The sequence below is a fragment of the Pseudomonas sp. LB3P93 genome (assembly GCF_054898025.1).
Window position 1 is genome coordinate 5232497 of record NZ_CM142713.1, and the last position, 18951, is coordinate 5251447.

Below are 18951 nucleotides of genomic sequence, written 5' to 3' on the forward strand. Positions count from 1 at the left end.
AAGCAGCGACACACAGGCCATCAGCCAAGGAATCATCAGATGTCGCCATCCTTCCATCGTCTTCTTCTGCTGCCCTTGCTCGGGTTTTGTTTGATCGCCAGCGGTGCGCCACTGAACGAGCCGCTCAAACCGCTGCCGGCCGTCCCACAGCAAAATCCTCTGCGGGTCGAATTGGGTCGCCAGTTGTTCAATGAGCCACGTTTGTCGGTCAACAGCAGCATTTCCTGCGCCAGTTGCCACCGCCTGGAAAGCGGCGGTGCCGACAACAAGGCGTTTTCCATCGGCTTCAACGGCCTTCCAGTCGCCATCAACACCCCCAGCGTATTCAACGCCAGCCTGAACTTCCGGCAGTTCTGGAACGGTCGCGCCGACACCCTGGAAACCCAAATCCACACCGTGGTGCAGAGCCCCAGTGAAATGGGCAGCAACTGGGAACACGTGGTGCAAACGCTGTCCGCCGATCCGGCTTATCAAACCGCGTTCGGCGACGCCTACCCGGACGGCGTGACCATGAACAATGTGCAAAACGCCCTGGCCACCTACGAGCGCACGCTGATCAGCGCCAACTCGCGTTTCGACCAATACCTGCTGGGTGACACCGACATTCTCACCCGCGAGGAGAAATACGGTTACCAACGCTTCAAGGACTACGGCTGCATCACCTGCCATCAAGGGGTCAACATCGGCGGCAACATGTTCCAGAAGTTCGGGGTGATGGGCGATTACTTCAAGACCCGAGGCAACTCGACCGAAACCGACCTGGGTCGCTACCTGGTGACCAAGGACGAGGAGGACCGCAACGTGTTCAAGGTCCCGAGCCTGCGCAACGTTGCGGTGACCGCGCCGTACTTTCACGACGGTTCGGCCAAAACCCTCGAAGACGCTGTGGACGTGATGTTCACGTTCCAGCTGGGGCGCATCCCCTCCGCCGAGGACAAGGTGCTGATCATCAAATTCCTCAAGACCCTGACCGGTGAATGGGAGGGCAAGCCGTTATGAAAATGTCCCGCCGACGCAGCCTGGCACTCCTCGGTGTCGTGGCCCTGATACTCGCCTCGATACTGCTGTTTCTGTACCTCAAATCCAGTTCGGACCAGACGTCGACCTACACCGAGTCCCGGGATCTGGTTTCCCGGATGAAACAGCTGAACGCGCAATGGGAAACGGAAATCCTCAAGGCCCGGATTGCCATCAACCATAACTACGATCCGCTGGTCGCACCGCTGACCGAGATGACGAAGCTGTGGCAACGGTTCGACACGATGGAATCGAATCACGGCCGCAACGACTCGCCCGTGTGGCTCACCAGCCATGATGCGTACCTGAGCGCCATCGAGGAAAAGACCCGGCTGGTGGAACAGTTCAAGTCCCACAATGCTGTGTTGCGCAACTCACTGGCGTTTCTGCCGACCGCCGAAGACGACATTCAGGAACCCCTCGCCCAGTTGCAGGACGGAGACAAACTGCAACTGCAAAACATCGCCAACGACACGTATGACCTGGTACTGAGCACCATGGAATTCGCCATGGTCACCTCTGACGGCAAGGCCGCCGAAATTCTGGTGGGCCTGAGCAAACTGAAAGTGAACAAACTGCGACTGCCGGAGCAATTCCACAGTCCGCTGGATATTCTCGACAGCCACATCCAGCTGATCCTGCGTGAACAACCGGTGGTCAACCGCTTGCTGGAAAACATCGAGGCCATTCCCGTGGCCGAAAGGCTGGACGACATCACCGATCTGCTGAACAACGATCAGCAGCGCACCGATGCCATCGACCAGCGTTATCACTTTTACATGCTGGTGTTTTCAGTGCTGCTGGTGCTGTTGCTGGTGTACCTGGCGATTCACCTGATGCGCAGTTTCACGGTGATCAATCGCGTCAACAAAGCCCTGAAAACCGCCAATGATGACCTCGAAAAACGGGTCGAGGAGCGCACACGCGAGCTCAAGGATACCCAGAGTGAACTGCTGGACACCGCGCGCCAGGCCGGCATGGCCGAAATCGCCACCAATGTGTTGCACAACGTTGGCAACGTGCTTAACAGCGTGAATATTTCCGCCGACCTGGTCAGTCGCAAACTGCGCAGCAGCAAGGCCCAGGGGCTGGGCAAGGCGATGCAGCTGGTCAACGAACATCAAGGCGATCTTGGCGCCTTTTTGACCCAGGACGAGAAAGGCAAGTTGCTGCCCGGCTACCTGAATCAACTGGTCGACGCCATTGCACTCGAACAACAAAGCATGACCGAAGAACTGGCCCAACTGACCAAAAGCGTCGACCACATCAAGGACATCGTCGCCACCCAACAATCCTATGCCGGCGCCAACAGCCTGATGGAACCGCTGCACATCAGCGAACTGCTGGAAGACGCTTTGCGCATGAACTCCGGCGCCCTGACCCGGCATCACGTCACGGTGGTCAAGGAATACACCGATGTGCCGCAGGTCATGGGTGACAAGCACCGGCTGCTGCTGATCCTGATCAACCTCATCAGCAATGCAAAATACGCCATGTCCGACCTCAGTAATCGTCCGCGACAAATGACCCTGGGGGTGAAAATCGTCGAAGACGCCACCCTGCAAATCAGCGTCAAGGATGATGGCGAAGGCATCGCGCCGGAGAACATGACGCGAATCTTTGCCCACGGTTTTACCACCCGCAAGGAAGGCCACGGCTTTGGCCTGCACAGCTGCGCACTGGCGGCTATCGAGATGAACGGCCATCTCAGCGCCCACAGCGACGGGCCTGGCAAGGGTGCGCAGTTCACCCTGCAGATCCCGCTGAAAACCGTTACGGAGGAGGCATGAGTGAACTTTCGAACCGGCGCATTCTGCTGATCGACGACACGCCGTCGATTCATGATGACTTTCGCAAGATCCTCACACCGGTTTCGGTGCAGCACGTCGAACTGGACGAGATGGAAGCCACGCTGTTTGGCAGTGAAGTCAAACCCGCTACCGCCCTGTTCGAACTCGATTCGGCCTATGGCGGGCAGGAAGGCCTGGGCAAACTCACCCAGGCCTTGCAGGAAAGTCGCCCCTACGCCCTCGCGTTCGTGGACATGCGCATGCCTGAGGGTTGGGACGGCGCGCAGACCATCGAACATCTGTGGCAGCAAGACCCGCGCCTGCAAGTGGTGGTGTGTACCGCGTACTCTGACTATTCCTGGGATGAACTGCTCGACCGGCTACAGGCCCATGACCGTTTGCTGATCCTGAAAAAACCCTTCGACAACATCGAAGTCCAGCAGATGGCCAACACCCTGCTGAACAAATGGGAAATGACCGAACGCGCCTATGTGCAGATGAGCCACCTGGAGCATCTGGTAGATCAGCGCACCACCGAGTTCAAACAGGCCAGCGAGGCGTTGCAGCGGGAAATCGACGAACGCAAACAGCTTGAATCGCAACTGGTGCAATCGGAAAAACTCGCCTCCCTGGGGCAATTGGCCGCCGGCGTCGCCCATGAAATCAACAACCCCATCGGCTTCATCTCCTCCAACCTCGGCAGCCTTGATGGCTACTTCAAGCAATTGCAGGAAATGCTCGATGCCTATCGCGAGGCCGAAGAAGCGATTGCTTCAAACGAGGTCATCGAACGGCTTGGGCAGTTACGTGAGCGGATCGAACTGGAATTTCTGCGCGACGACATCCCGTTGCTGATCAAGGAATCCAAGGAAGGCATCATCCGCGTCGGGCAGATCGTCAAAGACCTGAAGGACTTCTCCCGCGTGGACTCCAACCAGGAATGGCAGTGGACCAATCTGCAACAGGGCATCGAATCGACCCTGAACATCGTCGCCAATGAGCTCAAGTACAAGGCCGACGTGGTGAAGGCGTATCAGCCGCTGCCCGATATCGAATGCCTGCCGTCGCAAATCAATCAGGTGATCATGAACCTGATCGTCAACGCGTCCCAGGCGATGGGCCCGCAGCGCGGCACCATCACCCTGCGCACCGGGGTTGAAGGTGAACGGGTGTGGATTGAAGTGGCAGATACCGGGTCGGGTATTGCGCCGGACAGCCTGCAGAAAATCTTCGACCCGTTCTTCACCACCAAACCGGTGGGCCAGGGGACAGGGCTTGGGTTATCTCTGTCTTATGGGATTGTGAAGAAGCATCAGGGGGATATTTCGGTACGTAGCGAGGTGGGCGTGGGCAGCACGTTCCGCGTCGAGTTGCCCGTGCATCAAACAAATTCAGCGGCCTGAACACAATCCAAACTGTGGGAGCGAGCCTGCTCGCGATGGCTGCGTGTCAGTCACTATTAATGTTGTCTGACACGGCCTCATCGCGAGCAGGCTCGCTCCCACAGGGTTTCTCGGTGTCGGCGGGTTATGTGGCCTCCTGGAAATCCATCTCCGGTGGCTGGCGGCGGAAACCTCCGGTCAGCACCGCCAGGTACACCATGCCAATCGCCAGCCAGCTCAGGCCCAGGTAAATCGCCAGGTGATCGAGGCTGACCATCAGCCACAAATCTGCCGCCAGGCCAATGAAAGGGAACAACAGGAACAGCACGAATTCGCGCAGGCCTTTGTTCTCACCGCCGATCCAGTAGTGAAAGATCACCGACAGGTTCACCAGACTGAACGCCAGGAACGCGCCGAAGTTTATGAACGAGGTCGAGGTGGTGACGTCCAGTTTCAGTGCCAGCAAAGCCACCACCGCGCACAAGAGGATGCTGTTGACCGGGGTGCCAAAGCGTTCGTGCAAGGTGCCGAAGAACGATTTGGGCAGCACACCGTCGCGGCCCATGGCAAACAACAGGCGCGAACCGCTGGCCTGAGCCGACAAGCCCGACGCGAACTGGCCGACGATCAGGCCGATCAGGAAGATCGACACGAACAGGTCACCACCGATGTTGCGGGCGATTTCATAAGCCGCCGAGTCGACGCTGTCGAACTGGAACGATGGGTGCGCGATCTGCACGAAGTACGAGACGCTGACGAAGATCAGCCCGCCGATCAGGGTAATCAACATGATCGCCCGCGGGATGGTGCGGCGCGGGTCGCGGGTTTCTTCAGTCAGGGTGCTGACTGCGTCGAAACCGAGGAATGAGTAACAGGCGATGGCCGCGCCGCTCATGATCAGCGGCATCTGCATGTCGCCGTTGAAAAACGGTTTGATCGACCACAACGGCGTGCTGGCATCGCCACCGACGTAGTGGATGCACAACGCGACGAAGGCAATCAGCACCAGGAACTGCACCAGCATCAGCAAGGCGTTGATGCCGTTGGCCAGTTTCAGCCCGACGATGTTGATCGCGCTGGTGATGCCGATAAACGCCAGCACCCAGATCCACTGCGGCACGGCCGGGAACGCGGAGTTGAGGTAGGCGGCGCCGATCAGCCAGATCGCCATCGGCAGGAACAGGTAATCGAGCAGCACTGCCCAACCGGCGATGAAGCCCAGTTTCGGGCTGATGGCCTTGCGTACATAGCTGTAGGCCGAGCCTGCGACGGGGAACGCCGAGGCCATTCGGCCGTAGCTCATGGCGGTGAAAAACATCGCCACCAGTGCCGCCAAATACGCGGCGGGGACCATGCCGGTGGTGGATTGAGCGAGGATGCCAAACGTGCCGAGCACAATGATCGGCGTCATGTAGGCGATGCCGAACAGCACCACCGAACCCAACGACAGGGTGCGTTGCAAACGAGCCATGAGCGACTACTCCGAATTTATTAGATTTATGGGCAGAGCCGAGTTCGGCGCAAAATGATCGTTCCCACGCTCCGCGTGGGAATGCAGCCGGGGACGCTCCGCGTCCCAAAAGCGGACGCGGAGCGTCAGTTGATGCATTCCCACGCAGAGCGTGGGAACGATCGGTCATCTTCAGTTTTTAGGAATCAGCAACTCCCACACGCCACTAGCCCGCTCGACAATCTCACCCGGCAACTTCAACCGTTGATCATCCAGATACCGATAATCCTTGCGTGCCGCCTCCAACCGGCTGAAATCCAGCTCAACCGCAAACTGCCCTTCCTCCCGCCCGGCCTCGAACAACAAGGTGCCCAGCGGATCGACCAGCGCACTGCCACCGGCAAACACCAACCCGTCGTCGCTCTCTTCCACCCGGTTGACCATCAGCGCAAATGCCTGGTTTTCCTGGGCGCGAGCCATGATCGCGGTGCGGTGAGTCGGGCCGTATGGGTCCATGTTGCCGTTGGTGACGATCAGCAATTCGGCGCCCAGTTGCGCCAGGGCGCGGGCGGTTTCCGGGAACTCGATGTCGTAGCAGATCAACAGGCCGACCCGCACGCCGTTCCACTCGCAGGTGGCGTAACGGTCGCCCGCCTCGAACACGCCGCGATCCGACGCCCACAGGTGGGTCTTGCGGTATTTCAGGGCGATGCCTTCAGGGGTAATCAGCAGCGTGGTGTTGTAGAAGCGTCCGTTGTCGTTCTCGGCCATGCCGATCACCACGGCGATGTTGCGCTCGCGGGCAGCCGCTACGACGGCGCTGACCGTCGGTCCGTCCAGCGGTTCGGCGGTTTGGGCCACGGTGGTGGCGGACGGAAAGCCCATCAGGTGGGTTTCCGGGAAGACGATCAGTTGCGTGTCCGCATTGCAGGCAGCGATGGCCGCCAAGGCCCGTTCGAGGTTGTACGCTGTGCCGTTGTCACGGCCCGCCAACTGGGCGAGTTCGACTTTCATGGGTAGTCCTTGTTATGGGCCGGGCGGCAGAAAGATTGCCCGGTCTGTGTCTGTGCGCCAGTATGCGCAGCAAGCCACCGGCCGGGGAATCACGCCGCTGGGGTAACCCGATAGGGGTAGAGGCATGACACTTTCATTAGACGATATCGCTTGGCACCGCTCGGTCGGGCAACTGATCGACGCCCTGGACAAGCCCAATTTCTGGACGCAGCTGGTGCGCCTGCTGGATCAGTACGTGACCTTCGACAGCTGGGTTGCCCTGCTTTTCAGCGCTGACCAGCACCCGCAAGTGTTCGCCGAATGCCCGGGCGAGGACGGCAGCCCTGATCAGTTGTTCCAGGATTACCTGCGCGGCCTGTACCTGCTCGACCCGTTCTACATCGCTTGCCGCGAGCAGTCGCGCACCGGGCTTTATCGCCTGTCGGAAGTGGCGCCGGAGCATTTCGAGCTGACCGAGTATTACCAACGCTACTTTCGTCTGAATGTGGTGGCCGATGAAATCCAGTTCAATTGCCAGCTCGAAGGCGACCGCACGCTGTGCCTGTCGTTGGGCAGCAAGCAGCGTTTCAGCGGCCAGCAGATTGCCTTGTTGTCGCTGATCCAGCCTTGGGTACTCGGCCTGTTGCGCCAGCGCCTGCCCTACGAAATCAACGAAGCCGTGGCCCTCGCGCCAGCGCCGGTCCAGGGCGACTGGCGCGTTCAGCTGGAGGCTTCGGTGCAACAACTCAAAGGCGCGCAATTGACCGCCCGGGAGCTGGATGTCGGGCGATTGATGCTCAGCGGTTGCTCCAGTAAAGAAATCGCCCGTAAGCTGGAAATCTCTGCTGAAACCGTGAAAGTCCATAAAAAACACATGTACAGCAAGCTGGGGATCAAATCCCAGTCCGAGCTGTTTTCGATATTCCTCCAGGCGCAGAATGCCTGAGTGCGCAGTGGAGCGCTTTCGCTTTACTGTGGGAGCGGGCTTGCCCGCGATGAGGCCATCACATTCAACATTGATGTTGGCTGATAGACCGCCATCGCGGGCAAGCCCGCTCCCACAGGGATCTTCGAATCCGCTACACCTTGTGCGCTACACATGACCGAGTCCGAACCCAAGGAACCCGTATGAGCCTGTCACTCCTGAGCCGCTACGCCTTCTTTGCCGCTTGCGTGATATTCACCCTCGCCAGCCTGCCCTTCCTGGAACACGACTGGCTGTGGCCGATCACCGCCGTGACCGGCGTCTTGAGCCTCGTGGGCCTGTTCGATCTGCTGCAAAGCCCTCACGCGGTGCGGCGCAACTACCCGATCCTGGGCAATATTCGCTATCTGGTGGAGGGCATTCGCCCGGAGATCCGCCAATACCTGCTCGAATCCGACAGCGACGCCCTGCCCTTCTCCCGGGCCCAGCGCTCGCTGGTCTATTCGCGGGCCAAGAATGAAAGTGCCGACAAACCCTTCGGCACGCTGATCGATGTGTACCAATCGGGTTTCGAATTCATCGGCCACTCGATGCGCCCGGCACCGTTGAGCGATCCGAGTGCCTTTCGCGTCATCGTTGGCGGACCGCAATGCACCCAGCCGTACTCAGCCTCGGTGTTCAACATCTCGGCCATGAGCTTCGGCTCGCTCAGCGCCAACGCCATTCGCGCGTTGAACCAGGGCGCCAAACTCGGCAACTTCGCCCACGACACCGGCGAAGGCAGCATCAGCGCTTATCACCGGGAAAACGGCGGCGACCTGACCTGGGAACTCGGCAGTGGCTACTTCGGTTGCCGCACCCCTGACGGCCGTTTCGACCCGGAGCGCTTCGCCGCCCAAGCGCAAACGCCGCAAGTGCGGATGATCGAAATCAAAATGAGCCAGGGCGCCAAACCCGGTCACGGCGGCATTTTGCCCAAGCACAAGGTCACCAAAGAGATCGCTGAAACCCGTGGCATCCTGATGGGCGAAGACTGCATCTCGCCGTCGCGGCACAGCGCGTTTTCCACGCCGATCGAACTGATGCACTTCATCCAGCAATTGCGCGAACTGTCCGGCGGTAAACCGGTGGGCTTCAAGTTCTGCCTCGGTCACCCGTGGGAATTCATGGGCATCGCCAAGGCCATGCTGGAAACCGGCATTCTCCCGGACTTCATCGTGGTCGACGGCAAGGAAGGCGGGACCGGCGCGGCCCCCGTGGAGTTCACCGACCACATCGGCGTACCCATGCGCGAAGGTCTGTTGTTCGTGCACAACACGCTGGTGGGCCTGAATCTGCGCGACAAAATCAAACTCGGCGCCAGCGGCAAGATCGTCAGCGCCTTCGACATTGCCAGCGTCCTGGCCATCGGCGCCGACTGGGCCAACTCGGCGCGCGGCTTCATGTTTGCCATCGGTTGCATCCAGTCACAAAGCTGCCACACCAACAAATGCCCGACCGGCGTCGCCACTCAAGACACCCTGCGCCAGCGTGCGCTGGTGGTCCCGGACAAGGCCCAGCGCGTCTTCAACTTTCACCGCAACACGCTCAAGGCCCTCGCGAAAATGCTCGCGGCCGCCGGCCTCGACCATCCTTCGCAACTGTCGGCCAAGCATCTGGTGCGGCGCATGTCGGCAACCGAGATCAAGTTGTTCTCGCAGTTGCATGTGTTCTTGAAACCGGGGGAATTGCTCACCGGGGAAGTGAATGGCGAGTTTTACTCGCGGATGTGGCAGATGGCACGAGCGGACAGTTTTGAACCTAATGAGGTGATTGCTGCGTAAGGATCGACCTGCATGCCAGCCTTATGGGCAAGGCTGGCATCAGCGACACCTTCACGCTTCGCGCTCGCCATACAGGACAAATCTGGAAAAGAAGAACCCGCAGATCAGACTCAACAGCGAGAACGACGCGACGGTCACCAGCCCGTGGATTTTCCAGACATCGGCGTAATGTCCGACCACGAAACTCATTACTCCCATAAAGAACACATAGATCAGATAACGAACCACCGACGCCCCGGCCTCAAACGTGTAAAGCGCATGCACATAAAATGAAAACGTCGCTGCCACACAAAACGCCGAAAAATTGCTGGAGGCCTGGCTAAACTCGGCCGCTGTAGTCAGTACGTAAAATATCTGCCAATGAATCAGCGTATTGGCCACGCCAACAATCGCGTAAGTGGAAAACTCTTTCCATAAGGCTTTCATGTTCGTTCCTTGAACTCATTCCCGTTTCAGGTGGGTTTCAACCTAAAGACCGGGCCGGTGCGCGTCTACTGTTAGAACTAACAGGTAGCGCGGCATTCCAGACCAATGGTCACAGGGTTCACCACTGGAGAGAGGGGATCCGGGCGGGTTCTTTCATGACGATAAAACCGTAATCCCCCAACAGATAAATGCGATAGAACAGGCTGTCCACCAGCGGTGGATAACCCTGATACCCCACCAGCGTGGCGTTGCGCCGCTCCTTTTCCCTGACCACATTGGCGATGCCTGCCTTGGGCAGGTTTTCCGCGAGCATGAAAAAGTCGTTGTTCAGCAGGTAATGCAAAACCGGCATCTGCCTGAACGACCCGGCAGCCCCAATCAGCCAGTGATCGGAGTAAGTCACCGACATGTAAATACGCTTGGCTTCGCGCAACGCCGGACGAGATGCAATGTCGGCACTCAAGGTATACAGCGCCTGGCTCGCGAACGTCTTTTGTAACGTCAGCACCCGTCCATAAGCGAAGGCAAGCGAGAGCATCGCAATGAGCGGAACCAGCAACAGCAACGGCAGTTTTTCATGCACCGGCGCCAGCGCCCGATGACTCAGGTAGAACAGCAATACCAGCACGACAGCAAAGCCCATCAAGGTGCGGGCGCCTTCGTTGAAGTCACGGAAAAATAGCGAGGCCCCAGGCACCAGCAACATCAGGACGGGCAAGATCAACAGGCACAGCAAGCCGATCACGGTTTTTGTCAGCCCCGTATCCTCTCGCTCCAGTACACGTTGTCCTACGTGCACGGCACCGACGATGGCGCACAGCAACAACGCGGCGAACACCCAGGTAAAGCCGCCATGGAACAACAGCACGATTTTTTCCAGCACCCTCCCCGCATTGGTTTCAATTTGCTGCAACGGAGCCGCTGCCCCGTTCAACAACGCAGTACGGCCTTGAGTCATGAAGGAATAGGCGGTGGCGTAATAGATCAACCCGGCCAGCCCCACTTGTGCGACTTTGCTGCCGATCAATCGGTAGCACGCAGGCCATGCCAATTTGTCGTTCACCCCCCGCAACCACTCCAGGCAACAGAGCCCGAGAAACACATTGAAGCTGACCTGATAAAGCCCGATGGCCAATGCAATCAACGTGGCGGGGATCAGCAGTTGCTGGATGCGCGAAGGGCTTCGAAACGTGATCGCATAGATGACCGCCACCAGGCTCAGCGCCATGGTCGGCCCGTCGTATTGATACGACAGGTTTTGCAGGAAAAACGGGTTGTACCAAAGCGGCAGCAGCACCAGGCAATGGGCAAACGTGGGTTCGGGGAAGTAGTGGAACGTCAGCCGGGTCAGGGCCGTGCTCATCGCCAGCGTGGCGATCAACAGCGGTAACGGGAAAATATTCGGCGCGGCGCCGCTGAAGGTCAGCAGGTTGTAGAACCACTGCGCGAACAACCGGCCCTCCTGCGCCCAGCCAGTGCCGGCGGCCAAGGCACGCCAGTTGTCATCGATGTAGGGAAAATCTGCGAGGATCAACGGCAGGATGTAAATCAGCGTCGCAAAAACAAACATCAACCAGACCTGACGGCCTGTGAGCTCTTTGTCGAGCCATTCGCTGATCCGCATGCCGGCGCCTCTTGGGAATTCCGCCTTCAATCGATAAAGCTTTGAATCTCGACGGTAGTCAGAGATCGCCGACCTGCGCAGCTTTTAGACAAGCGGTTGCTCCCTCGGCGATGCACTGAGACATTCCGTAATATCCGCACTTTGCAATTGCCGGCGAATCCCTTCACCCTGCGCGCCGCCAATGTGCGGTGCGCAACCTTTTGTATCGCCGGCGTTCCTACTTCAACATCCGTTCAAGAGCCCGCAGCCATGACGAATGAACGCGATCACCGGATCGACTTTTTCCGTGGCCTGGCACTGATCTTCATTTTCTGGGATCACGTGCCCCACAACCCGCTGGGTCAGATCACCCTGCGTAACTTCGGCTTCAGTGATGCCGCCGAAATCTTCGTGTTCCTCGCCGGCTACGCCGCCGTTCTGGCCTACGGCAAGATCCTGGCCCGCGACGGTTACCTGATTGCCTGCGTAAAAATCCTGCGTCGTGCCTGGGTCCTGTATGTGGTGCATATTTTCCTGCTGGCAATGCTGATGGGCATCGTGTTCTTCGCCAACAGCCACGTGGAAACCCGCGATCTGGTCGAGGAAATGGGCATGCACCACTTCATCAGCAATCCGCAGCAAGCCTTGATCGATGAGTTGCTGTTGCGCTTCAAACCGAACCTGATGGATCCGTTGCCGCTCTACATCGTGCTGCTGGCAGGCTTGCCGCTGGTGCTGCCGATATTTGTGCGCAAGCCATGGATGGTGGTGGCGATGTCGTTCGCGGTGTACCTGACGGTGCCGTTGTTCGGCTGGAATCTGGCTGCCATCAAGGACGGCGTGTGGTACTTCAACCCCGTCGCCTGGCAACTTTTGTTCGTCCTCGGTGGTGCCGCTGCGATTCACGCGCAGCGCCCAGGCTTGCCCGACAGGCGCCCCTTACTGCGCCAGCCTCTGTTTTTGAGTGCGGCGTTGTACGCCGGCGTTGCCGCGGTGCTGACCGTATTATGGCGGTGGCCACAACTGCATGATTCGATGGTACCGGCCAGCCTGAGCAACTGGCTGTACCCGATCAGCAAGACCGACCTGTCGCCGGTGCGCCTGCTGCACTTTCTGGCGCTGGCGTATGTCACGGCGAAATTGTTGCCGGACACTGGCTGGACGCAGAACTGGCTGGCACAGCAATGCAGTCGCATGGGGCGTTACTCGCTGGAAGTGTTCTGCCTCGGGGTGTTGCTCGCGCCGCTGGCCGACATGGTCAATGCCCTGACCGACGATGCGTTTGCCATGCAGATCTTCACTGCGTTGGTGGGTGCGGGGTTGATGGGGTTGCTGGGTGTCTGGCTCGACTTCAACAAGCGGTTGAATACGCGAATTTCGGTGGTAGCCGCTTAAAGTCAAAACGTAAAAAGCCCCGCCTCTTTAAAGAGCGCGGGGCTTTTGCGTTTCAGGCGTTTCGACTTATGAAGCCGAGCGCACCGCACCTTGCGACACATTGGTCGGTTGCAACTTGAACACGTAGAACAACACCGTCAGCAATACCAGGAACGCCGGGCCGACATACAGCGCCACGCGGGTGTCCGGGAAGTACGCCATCAGGCCGACCACCAGCACCAGGAACGCCAGCGCCAGATACGAACTGACCGGGTACAGCCACATACGGTATTTGAGGCCGGCACGTTCGCTGGCACTCAGGCCTTGGCGGAATTTGAGCTGGGCCAGCAGGATCATTACCCAGGTCCAGATCGCGCCGAAAGTGGCAATCGCCGTCACCCAGACGAAGACCTTCTCAGGCACCAGGTAGTTGAGCAACACGCCCAACAACAACGCGCCTATCGACAGCAGCAGCGCACGACGTGGCACGCCGTTGTTCGAGGTCTTGGCGAAACCGGCCGGGGCCTGGCCATTCTGCGCCAGGCTGTAGAGCATGCGCCCGGTGCTGAAGATGCCGCCGTTGCACGACGACAACGCAGCAGTGATCACCACGAAGTTGATGATGCCGGCCGCGGTCTTGATGCCCAGGCGTTCGAACGTCATCACGAACGGACTGCCCTGAGTGCCGATTTCGTTCCACGGGTAGATCGACAGGATCACGAACAACGCACCGACGTAGAACAGCAGAATCCGCCAGAACACCGAGCCGATGGCATTAGGAATGGTCTTCTGCGGGTTCTTTGCTTCACCGGCAGTCAGGCCGATCATCTCGACGCCGAGGTAGGCGAACATCACCATTTGCAGGGACATCAACACGCCTTGCACGCCGTTGGGCATGAAGCCGCCGTGGGCCCAGAGATTGGAAATCCCCAGCGCCACGCCGTCGTTGCCGAAGCCGAACGCGATTACGCCGATGCCACCGATCACCATCGCGATGATGGTGACGATCTTGATCAGGGCGAACCAGAACTCGAATTCACCGAAGGCTTTTACTGCGATCAGGTTGATCGAACCCATGCTGATCAACGCGGCGAGCGCCCAGATCCAGCGCGGCACATCGGGGAACCAGACGCCCATGTACACCGCCACGGCGGTGATTTCCGCGACGCAGGTCACCAGCCACAGGAACCAGTAATTCCAGCCGGTCAGGAAGCCCGCCAAGGGGCCGAGGTAGTCTTGGGCGTAACGGCTGAAGGAGCCGGCAACCGGGTTGTGCACGGCCATCTCGCCGAGGGCGCGCATGATCACCAGGATCGCCAGACCGCCGATGATGTAGGACAGCATGATGGCGGGGCCGGCCATTTCGATGGCCTTGGCCGAACCGAGGAACAGACCGACACCGATACAGGCGCCGAGCGCCATCAAGCGAATATGCCGTTCGCCGAGTTCACGTTTAAGCGGGCCGCCCTGAGCGGTCTCGCCGTGGGGCAGGTGATTGCCGACTGGCATAGGGGTACAACCTCGTCTTGTTATTGGATATGACCACCGAGTGTCGAAGCGCTGACCGGTAAGTCATTGCTTCTGAGAAACCGGGCCTGCTTCGTGAGCAAACCCGTCCTGCAGGGACAAAACCTGCAAGATCAGCGGGGCGTGCAGTATAAAAAGCTTCCTACAGGGTTTTTCACTCTATAAACCACAACATTCAGCCGGAACTCTCGGGAAAAGCCCGGTTTGCGGAGGGGCATTACCTGGCTTTGTAAGATTTTTCACCGGCTGGAACGGCGCAGAGTATTGCACAGCATTGGTGCATCGTCATGTCCCTGCTCTGGCCTTACTTACCGCTCGACATGTCTAGCAAAGGCATTACAGACAGACTCGCACCTGTGGCGAGGGAGCTTGCTCCCGCTCGACTGCGCAGCAGTCGCAAAACCCGTGATCGCGGTTCTACTGAAACACCGCGTTGGCAAAATCCGGGTCTGCTTCGCAGCCCAGCGGGAGCAAGCTCCCTCGCCACAAATGCAACGTTTACGATTGAATCCTGCAGAAGTTTCGGAAATTTCAGTCAGCAAATACCGCTTCGTGTAGGCAGATTGGGAATTAGGGTTAGTGGCATTCACTGCACAAGGAAGCAACGGAATGCGTCCACACCCAAACTCACATCGCCTACGGCATGGGCGCTTTTCAGAACGAGGTCGGGCCTACCTCATCACTGCGGTTGTGCATCAACGACGCCCTCTTTTCACTGATTGGCAGTTGGGACGCTTGCTAGTAGCCGAGTTCAGGCGGGCTCATGACCAGGAATGGGTCAATTCTATTGCCTGGGTGATCATGCCTGACCATTTTCACTGGCTGGTGCAGCTGGAACAACGCTCTCTGACGCGACTCATGCAAGCCATCAAATCCCGCAGCACGCTCACTATTAACAAAGCATCAAACCGTCGAGGGGCTTTCTGGCAAATCGGCTATCACGACCGCGCAATCCGCGATGGAGAAGAACTTCTTCCGTTCGCTCGCTACATCGTTGCAAACCCTTTGCGCGCAGGGCTTGTGGATAAAATCGGTGACTATCCTTTATGGGACGCCTGCTGGCTTTGAAAACACGGTCTTAAAACTACATATCTCATTGTGGCGAGGGAGCTTGCTCCCGTTCGGCTGCGCAGCAGACGCAAACCTGCCATCTATTTTTATCAGACGAACCGCGATGGCCGGGTTCAGGGCCGCTTCGCAGCCCAGCGGGAGCAAGCTCCCTCGCCACAGGAGAGTGGGGATTATTTGAGATCTGTGTATCCACAATTTTTTCACCATCGCCAACCACCGACTAAGCTTCAGACAAGTCCGATCAATCTGCGTGAATGGATCAATCGACTATGGGCGCGTTATGGCAAACCGATACGAGTAAAACTGTGGTTCCGACTGAACGTGTGGATGAAGCGCCTATACCTGAAAAACCCCCTCGCAGTCGTACGAAACACGGCTGGGGGGCTTTCTGGTTGTTGCTGTTGATTATCCTGATTGTCCTGGGGCTCGCTGCCGCCAAGGAAATGCGCACCTCGAAGTTTCAATCCCGAGAGGTGAGCAAATTTGCTGCGTCTCTGAGTTATGAAATGAAACCCGGCCCCAGCGACGCGATTCGCTATCCAGGCGCGGGTCCTTTCGATTTGCGTCTGGGCTACAGCTCCCTGGGTGAATTCCTGCCGCGTTTAATCAAGCGTGACTACGTCATCGCGTCACAAACCCGCTTTTCTCAAAAGCTGATGGACTACACAGACAACGGCTTTTTCGTGCCCTACGCGGAGAAAATACAGACGGGATTGTCGATTACCGATTGCCAGGCGGCACCGCTGTACCAATACAAATACCCACAACAACTCTATTCAAGCTTCGACGCGATCCCGCCGGTGGTGGTCAGCAGCCTGCTGTTTATCGAAAACCGATTTTTGCTCGACCCCAAACAGCCCTTGGCCAACCCCGCCGTGGACTGGCCGCGGTTCGGCATGGCGATTTGGTCGCAAGTTGCCAAGCTGATACACCTGCCGGGCCAGTCGGCGGGCGGCAGTACGCTGGCGACGCAACTTGAGAAATACCGGCACTCGCCCGACGGCCTGACGGTGTCGGGCGCGGAAAAGATCCGGCAGATGATTTCCGCCACCGTGCGGGCCTATCAAGCGGGACCGGAAACCTTGCAGGCCCGGCAAAATGTGGTTCGCGATTACCTCAACAGCGTGCCGCTGTCGGCAGTACCGGGCCACGGTGAAGTGCATGGCATGGCCGAAGGTTTGCGCGTCTGGTACGGCGCCGATTTCAACCAGGCCAATGAACGGCTGGCCAGCACTGACACGGATCCCAAGAGCATGGCCGAAAAAGGCCTGGCCCTGCGTGAAATGCTCTCGCTGATGATCGCCCAGCGCCGCCCTTCTCACTACCTGACCAAGGGTCACGATGAACTGGCCGACCTCACCGACAGCCATATCCGCCTGCTGGCGGCGAATGGTGTGATCGATGCGCCCTTCGCAGCGGCAGCGCTGGCTAGCAAGGTGACGTACCGCGACTGGCAAACCCAGCCGACCATTCAGCCGATTGAAACCAACAAAGGCATCAGTGTGGCGCGCAGCCGCCTGGGCGGGCTGCTCAATCGTCCCCTGTACGATCTCGACCGCCTCGACCTGTCCGCCACCAGTACCCTGCAAGGCAATTTGCAAACCCAGACCACCGAGTACCTCAAGCACTTGGCCGACCCGGCGTTTGCGACACAAATCGGTCTGATGGGCGAACGCTTGCTCACCCCCACCAGCACCACCCAGGTGCGTTACAGCTTCACGTTGTTTGAACTGACACCGGACGGTGCGCGCGTGCGGGTGCAGACCGATAGCACCGACCAGCCGTTCGACATCAACGAAGGCAGCAAGCTGGAACTGGGCTCTACCGCGAAAATGCGCGTGCTCACCACCTACCTGCAAATCATGGCCGAGCTGCACGATAAGTACGCCGAAATGACGGTTCCGGAATTGAAGAAAGTCGACGTCCCGGATCAGGACCGCCTGAGCCGCTGGGCCGTCGATTACCTGATTCAGAACAAGGACCGCAATCTGTCGACCATGCTGGGCGCCGCGCTGGACCGCAAATATTCCGCCAGTCCCGGCGAAGCCTTTTTTACCGGCGGCGGGCTGCACACCTTCGTCAACTTCCGCAAGGAAGACAACGGCCGCATTCCGACCTTGCGCGATGCCTTGCGTGAGTCGATCAACCTGCCGTTCATTCGGTTGATGCGTGACCTGGTGCGCTACACCACGTATTCGGGCCCCAACAACAGCGCCGAATTGCTCAAGGATGATCGTGACCCGCGGCGTCAGGAATACCTGGCCAATTTCGCCGACCGCGAAGGCACCTCGTTCCTGCTCAAATTCTGGAAGAAGTACAAAAACAAGGACACCCAGGCGCGGCTCGATACCTTCCTCGACAGCATGCGCCCGACCCCGATTCGCATGGCGGCGGTGCACCGTTACCTGCTGCCGCAGGCCAGCCAGGAAAGCTTCAACACCTTCGTGCGCTCGCACCTCAAAGGCGCCAAGCTCACCGAAAAACTCACCGACGAACGCCTGCAACGGCTCTACGAGAATTACAGCCCCGGCGCCTACGACCTGCCGGATCAGGGCTTCATCGCCAAGGTTCACCCGCTGGACCTGTGGCTGATGGGCTACCTGCTGAACAACCCGGATGCGAAGTGGAGCCAGATCGTCAAGGCCAGCCAGTTCGAGCGTCAGGAAGTCTATAGCTGGCTGTTCAAGAGTCGTCACAAGGGCGCCCGCGACAGCCGTATTCGCACCATGCTGGAGATCGAAGCCTTCCTCGACATTCATCAGCGCTGGCAGAAAGTCGGTTACCCGTTCGATCACCTGGTGCCGTCGCTGGCCACCGCCATCGGCAGCTCCGGCGACCGTCCGGCGGCGCTGGGCGAGCTGATCGGCACCATCCTCAACGACGGTGTGCGCATGCCGACATTGCGCATCGACACCCTGCACTTCGCGGCGAATACGCCGTACGAAACCAAACTGATCAACGACCCGGACGCCGGCAAACGGGTAATGCCGTCCGAAGTCGCCACGGCCATGCGCGAGGCCCTGTCGCAAGTGGTGGATGCCGGTACCGCCAAACGTGTTTCCGGCAGTTTCATTACACCCGATGGCAAACCATTGGCCATGGGCGGCAAGACCGGGACCGGGGATAACCGCATCGAAGCCATTGGTTCCGGCGGGCGGATCCTGAGTTCGAAGTCGATCAACCGCACGGCCACCTTCGTGTTTTTTATCGGGGATAACCACTTCGGTACGCTGACCGCCTTCGTACCGGGGCGCACCGCCGAAGCCTTCAAGTTCACCTCGGCGCTGCCCGTGCAAGTGCTCAAGGGCATGGCGCCGATTCTCACGCCGTATCTGCAACCGGGTACGCATACACAATGCCTGCCGGTGGAGGTGGCACGACGCTGAGAAACGAGGGCGGTAATTAATTGTTTTCGGCATTGATAATTCCAATGCTTTACGAGGACGAACACTTATTAAGCAGCTGTAATTGAGACTTTTACTTTGAGCCTCGGGCGTTAGGCTGGTCACTCCACTTAACGCTCAAGGTTCATTAAAAGCATGACTGACTTACACGGACGTATATCAGCGC

Annotated in this window: 13 protein-coding genes; 8 read left to right on the forward strand and 5 right to left on the reverse strand. The window is 58.7% G+C overall.

Annotation, left to right across the window (positions count from 1 at the left end):
* Nucleotides 1–39: 39 nt before the first annotated feature.
* The 3 genes from ACYZT8_RS23830 to ACYZT8_RS23840 are packed head-to-tail and all read left to right on the forward strand — an operon-like array spanning nt 40 to nt 4210.
* A complete protein-coding gene (locus ACYZT8_RS23830) occupies nt 40–999 on the forward strand; it encodes a cytochrome-c peroxidase (protein ID WP_461976439.1) in 960 nt (319 codons plus the stop codon).
* On the forward strand, nt 996–2807 hold the full coding sequence (locus ACYZT8_RS23835) for a DAHL domain-containing protein (RefSeq protein ID WP_461976441.1): 1812 nt from the start codon (nt 996–998) through the stop codon (nt 2805–2807). The genes ACYZT8_RS23830 and ACYZT8_RS23835 overlap by 4 nt, the downstream gene beginning before the upstream one ends.
* On the forward strand, nt 2804–4210 hold the full coding sequence (locus ACYZT8_RS23840; RefSeq protein ID WP_461976443.1) for an ATP-binding protein: 1407 nt from the start codon (nt 2804–2806) through the stop codon (nt 4208–4210). Before ACYZT8_RS23835 ends, ACYZT8_RS23840 begins: the two co-directional genes overlap by 4 nt.
* A gap of 124 nt (nt 4211–4334) precedes the next feature.
* Here ACYZT8_RS23840 and ACYZT8_RS23845 read toward each other — a convergent pair whose 3' ends face one another.
* Nucleotides 4335–5660, reverse strand: coding sequence for an APC family permease (locus ACYZT8_RS23845; RefSeq protein ID WP_461976445.1), 1326 nt, complete (start codon nt 5658–5660; stop codon nt 4335–4337).
* Nucleotides 5661–5831: 171 nt separating this feature from the next.
* A complete protein-coding gene (locus tag ACYZT8_RS23850) occupies nt 5832–6653 on the reverse strand; it encodes a carbon-nitrogen hydrolase family protein (protein WP_461976447.1) in 822 nt (273 codons plus the stop codon).
* A 124-nt stretch (nt 6654–6777) separates the two neighbouring features.
* On the opposite strand from ACYZT8_RS23850, the gene ACYZT8_RS23855 reads away from it, so the two are divergent.
* Together ACYZT8_RS23855 and ACYZT8_RS23860 are read left to right on the forward strand one after the other, a co-directional pair.
* Nucleotides 6778–7578 (forward strand): helix-turn-helix transcriptional regulator, encoded by an 801-nt coding sequence (locus ACYZT8_RS23855; RefSeq protein WP_438662499.1) that lies wholly within the window; start codon nt 6778–6780, stop codon nt 7576–7578.
* Between the two features lie 182 nt (nt 7579–7760).
* Complete coding sequence (locus ACYZT8_RS23860) at nt 7761–9380, forward strand: FMN-binding glutamate synthase family protein (RefSeq protein ID WP_461976450.1); 1620 nt, start codon at nt 7761–7763, stop codon at nt 9378–9380.
* Between the two features lie 51 nt (nt 9381–9431).
* On the opposite strand, the gene ACYZT8_RS23865 is transcribed toward ACYZT8_RS23860, so the two are convergent.
* Together ACYZT8_RS23865 and ACYZT8_RS23870 are read right to left on the reverse strand one after the other, a co-directional pair.
* Nucleotides 9432–9806 (reverse strand): GtrA family protein, encoded by a 375-nt coding sequence (locus ACYZT8_RS23865; protein ID WP_461976451.1) that lies wholly within the window; start codon nt 9804–9806, stop codon nt 9432–9434.
* 118 nt (nt 9807–9924) lie between these two features.
* Nucleotides 9925–11430 (reverse strand): glucosyltransferase domain-containing protein, encoded by a 1506-nt coding sequence (locus tag ACYZT8_RS23870; RefSeq protein ID WP_461976452.1) that lies wholly within the window; start codon nt 11428–11430, stop codon nt 9925–9927.
* Nucleotides 11431–11679: 249 nt separating this feature from the next.
* On the opposite strand from ACYZT8_RS23870, the gene ACYZT8_RS23875 reads away from it, so the two are divergent.
* Nucleotides 11680–12804 (forward strand): OpgC family protein, encoded by a 1125-nt coding sequence (locus ACYZT8_RS23875; protein WP_461976454.1) that lies wholly within the window; start codon nt 11680–11682, stop codon nt 12802–12804.
* Between the two features lie 66 nt (nt 12805–12870).
* Here the strand turns inward: ACYZT8_RS23875 and ACYZT8_RS23880 are convergent, their stop codons facing one another.
* Nucleotides 12871–14292, reverse strand: a complete 1422-nt coding sequence (locus ACYZT8_RS23880; RefSeq protein ID WP_461976456.1) for an amino acid permease — start codon at nt 14290–14292, stop codon at nt 12871–12873.
* 627 nt (nt 14293–14919) lie between these two features.
* On the opposite strand from ACYZT8_RS23880, the gene ACYZT8_RS23885 reads away from it, so the two are divergent.
* Nucleotides 14920–15378, forward strand: a complete 459-nt coding sequence (locus tag ACYZT8_RS23885; protein ID WP_461976458.1) for an REP-associated tyrosine transposase — start codon at nt 14920–14922, stop codon at nt 15376–15378.
* A 272-nt stretch (nt 15379–15650) separates the two neighbouring features.
* Entirely contained in the window at nt 15651–18767 is a 3117-nt protein-coding gene (locus ACYZT8_RS23890; RefSeq protein WP_461976460.1) for a transglycosylase domain-containing protein, read from the forward strand.
* Nucleotides 18768–18951 lie beyond the last annotated feature (184 nt).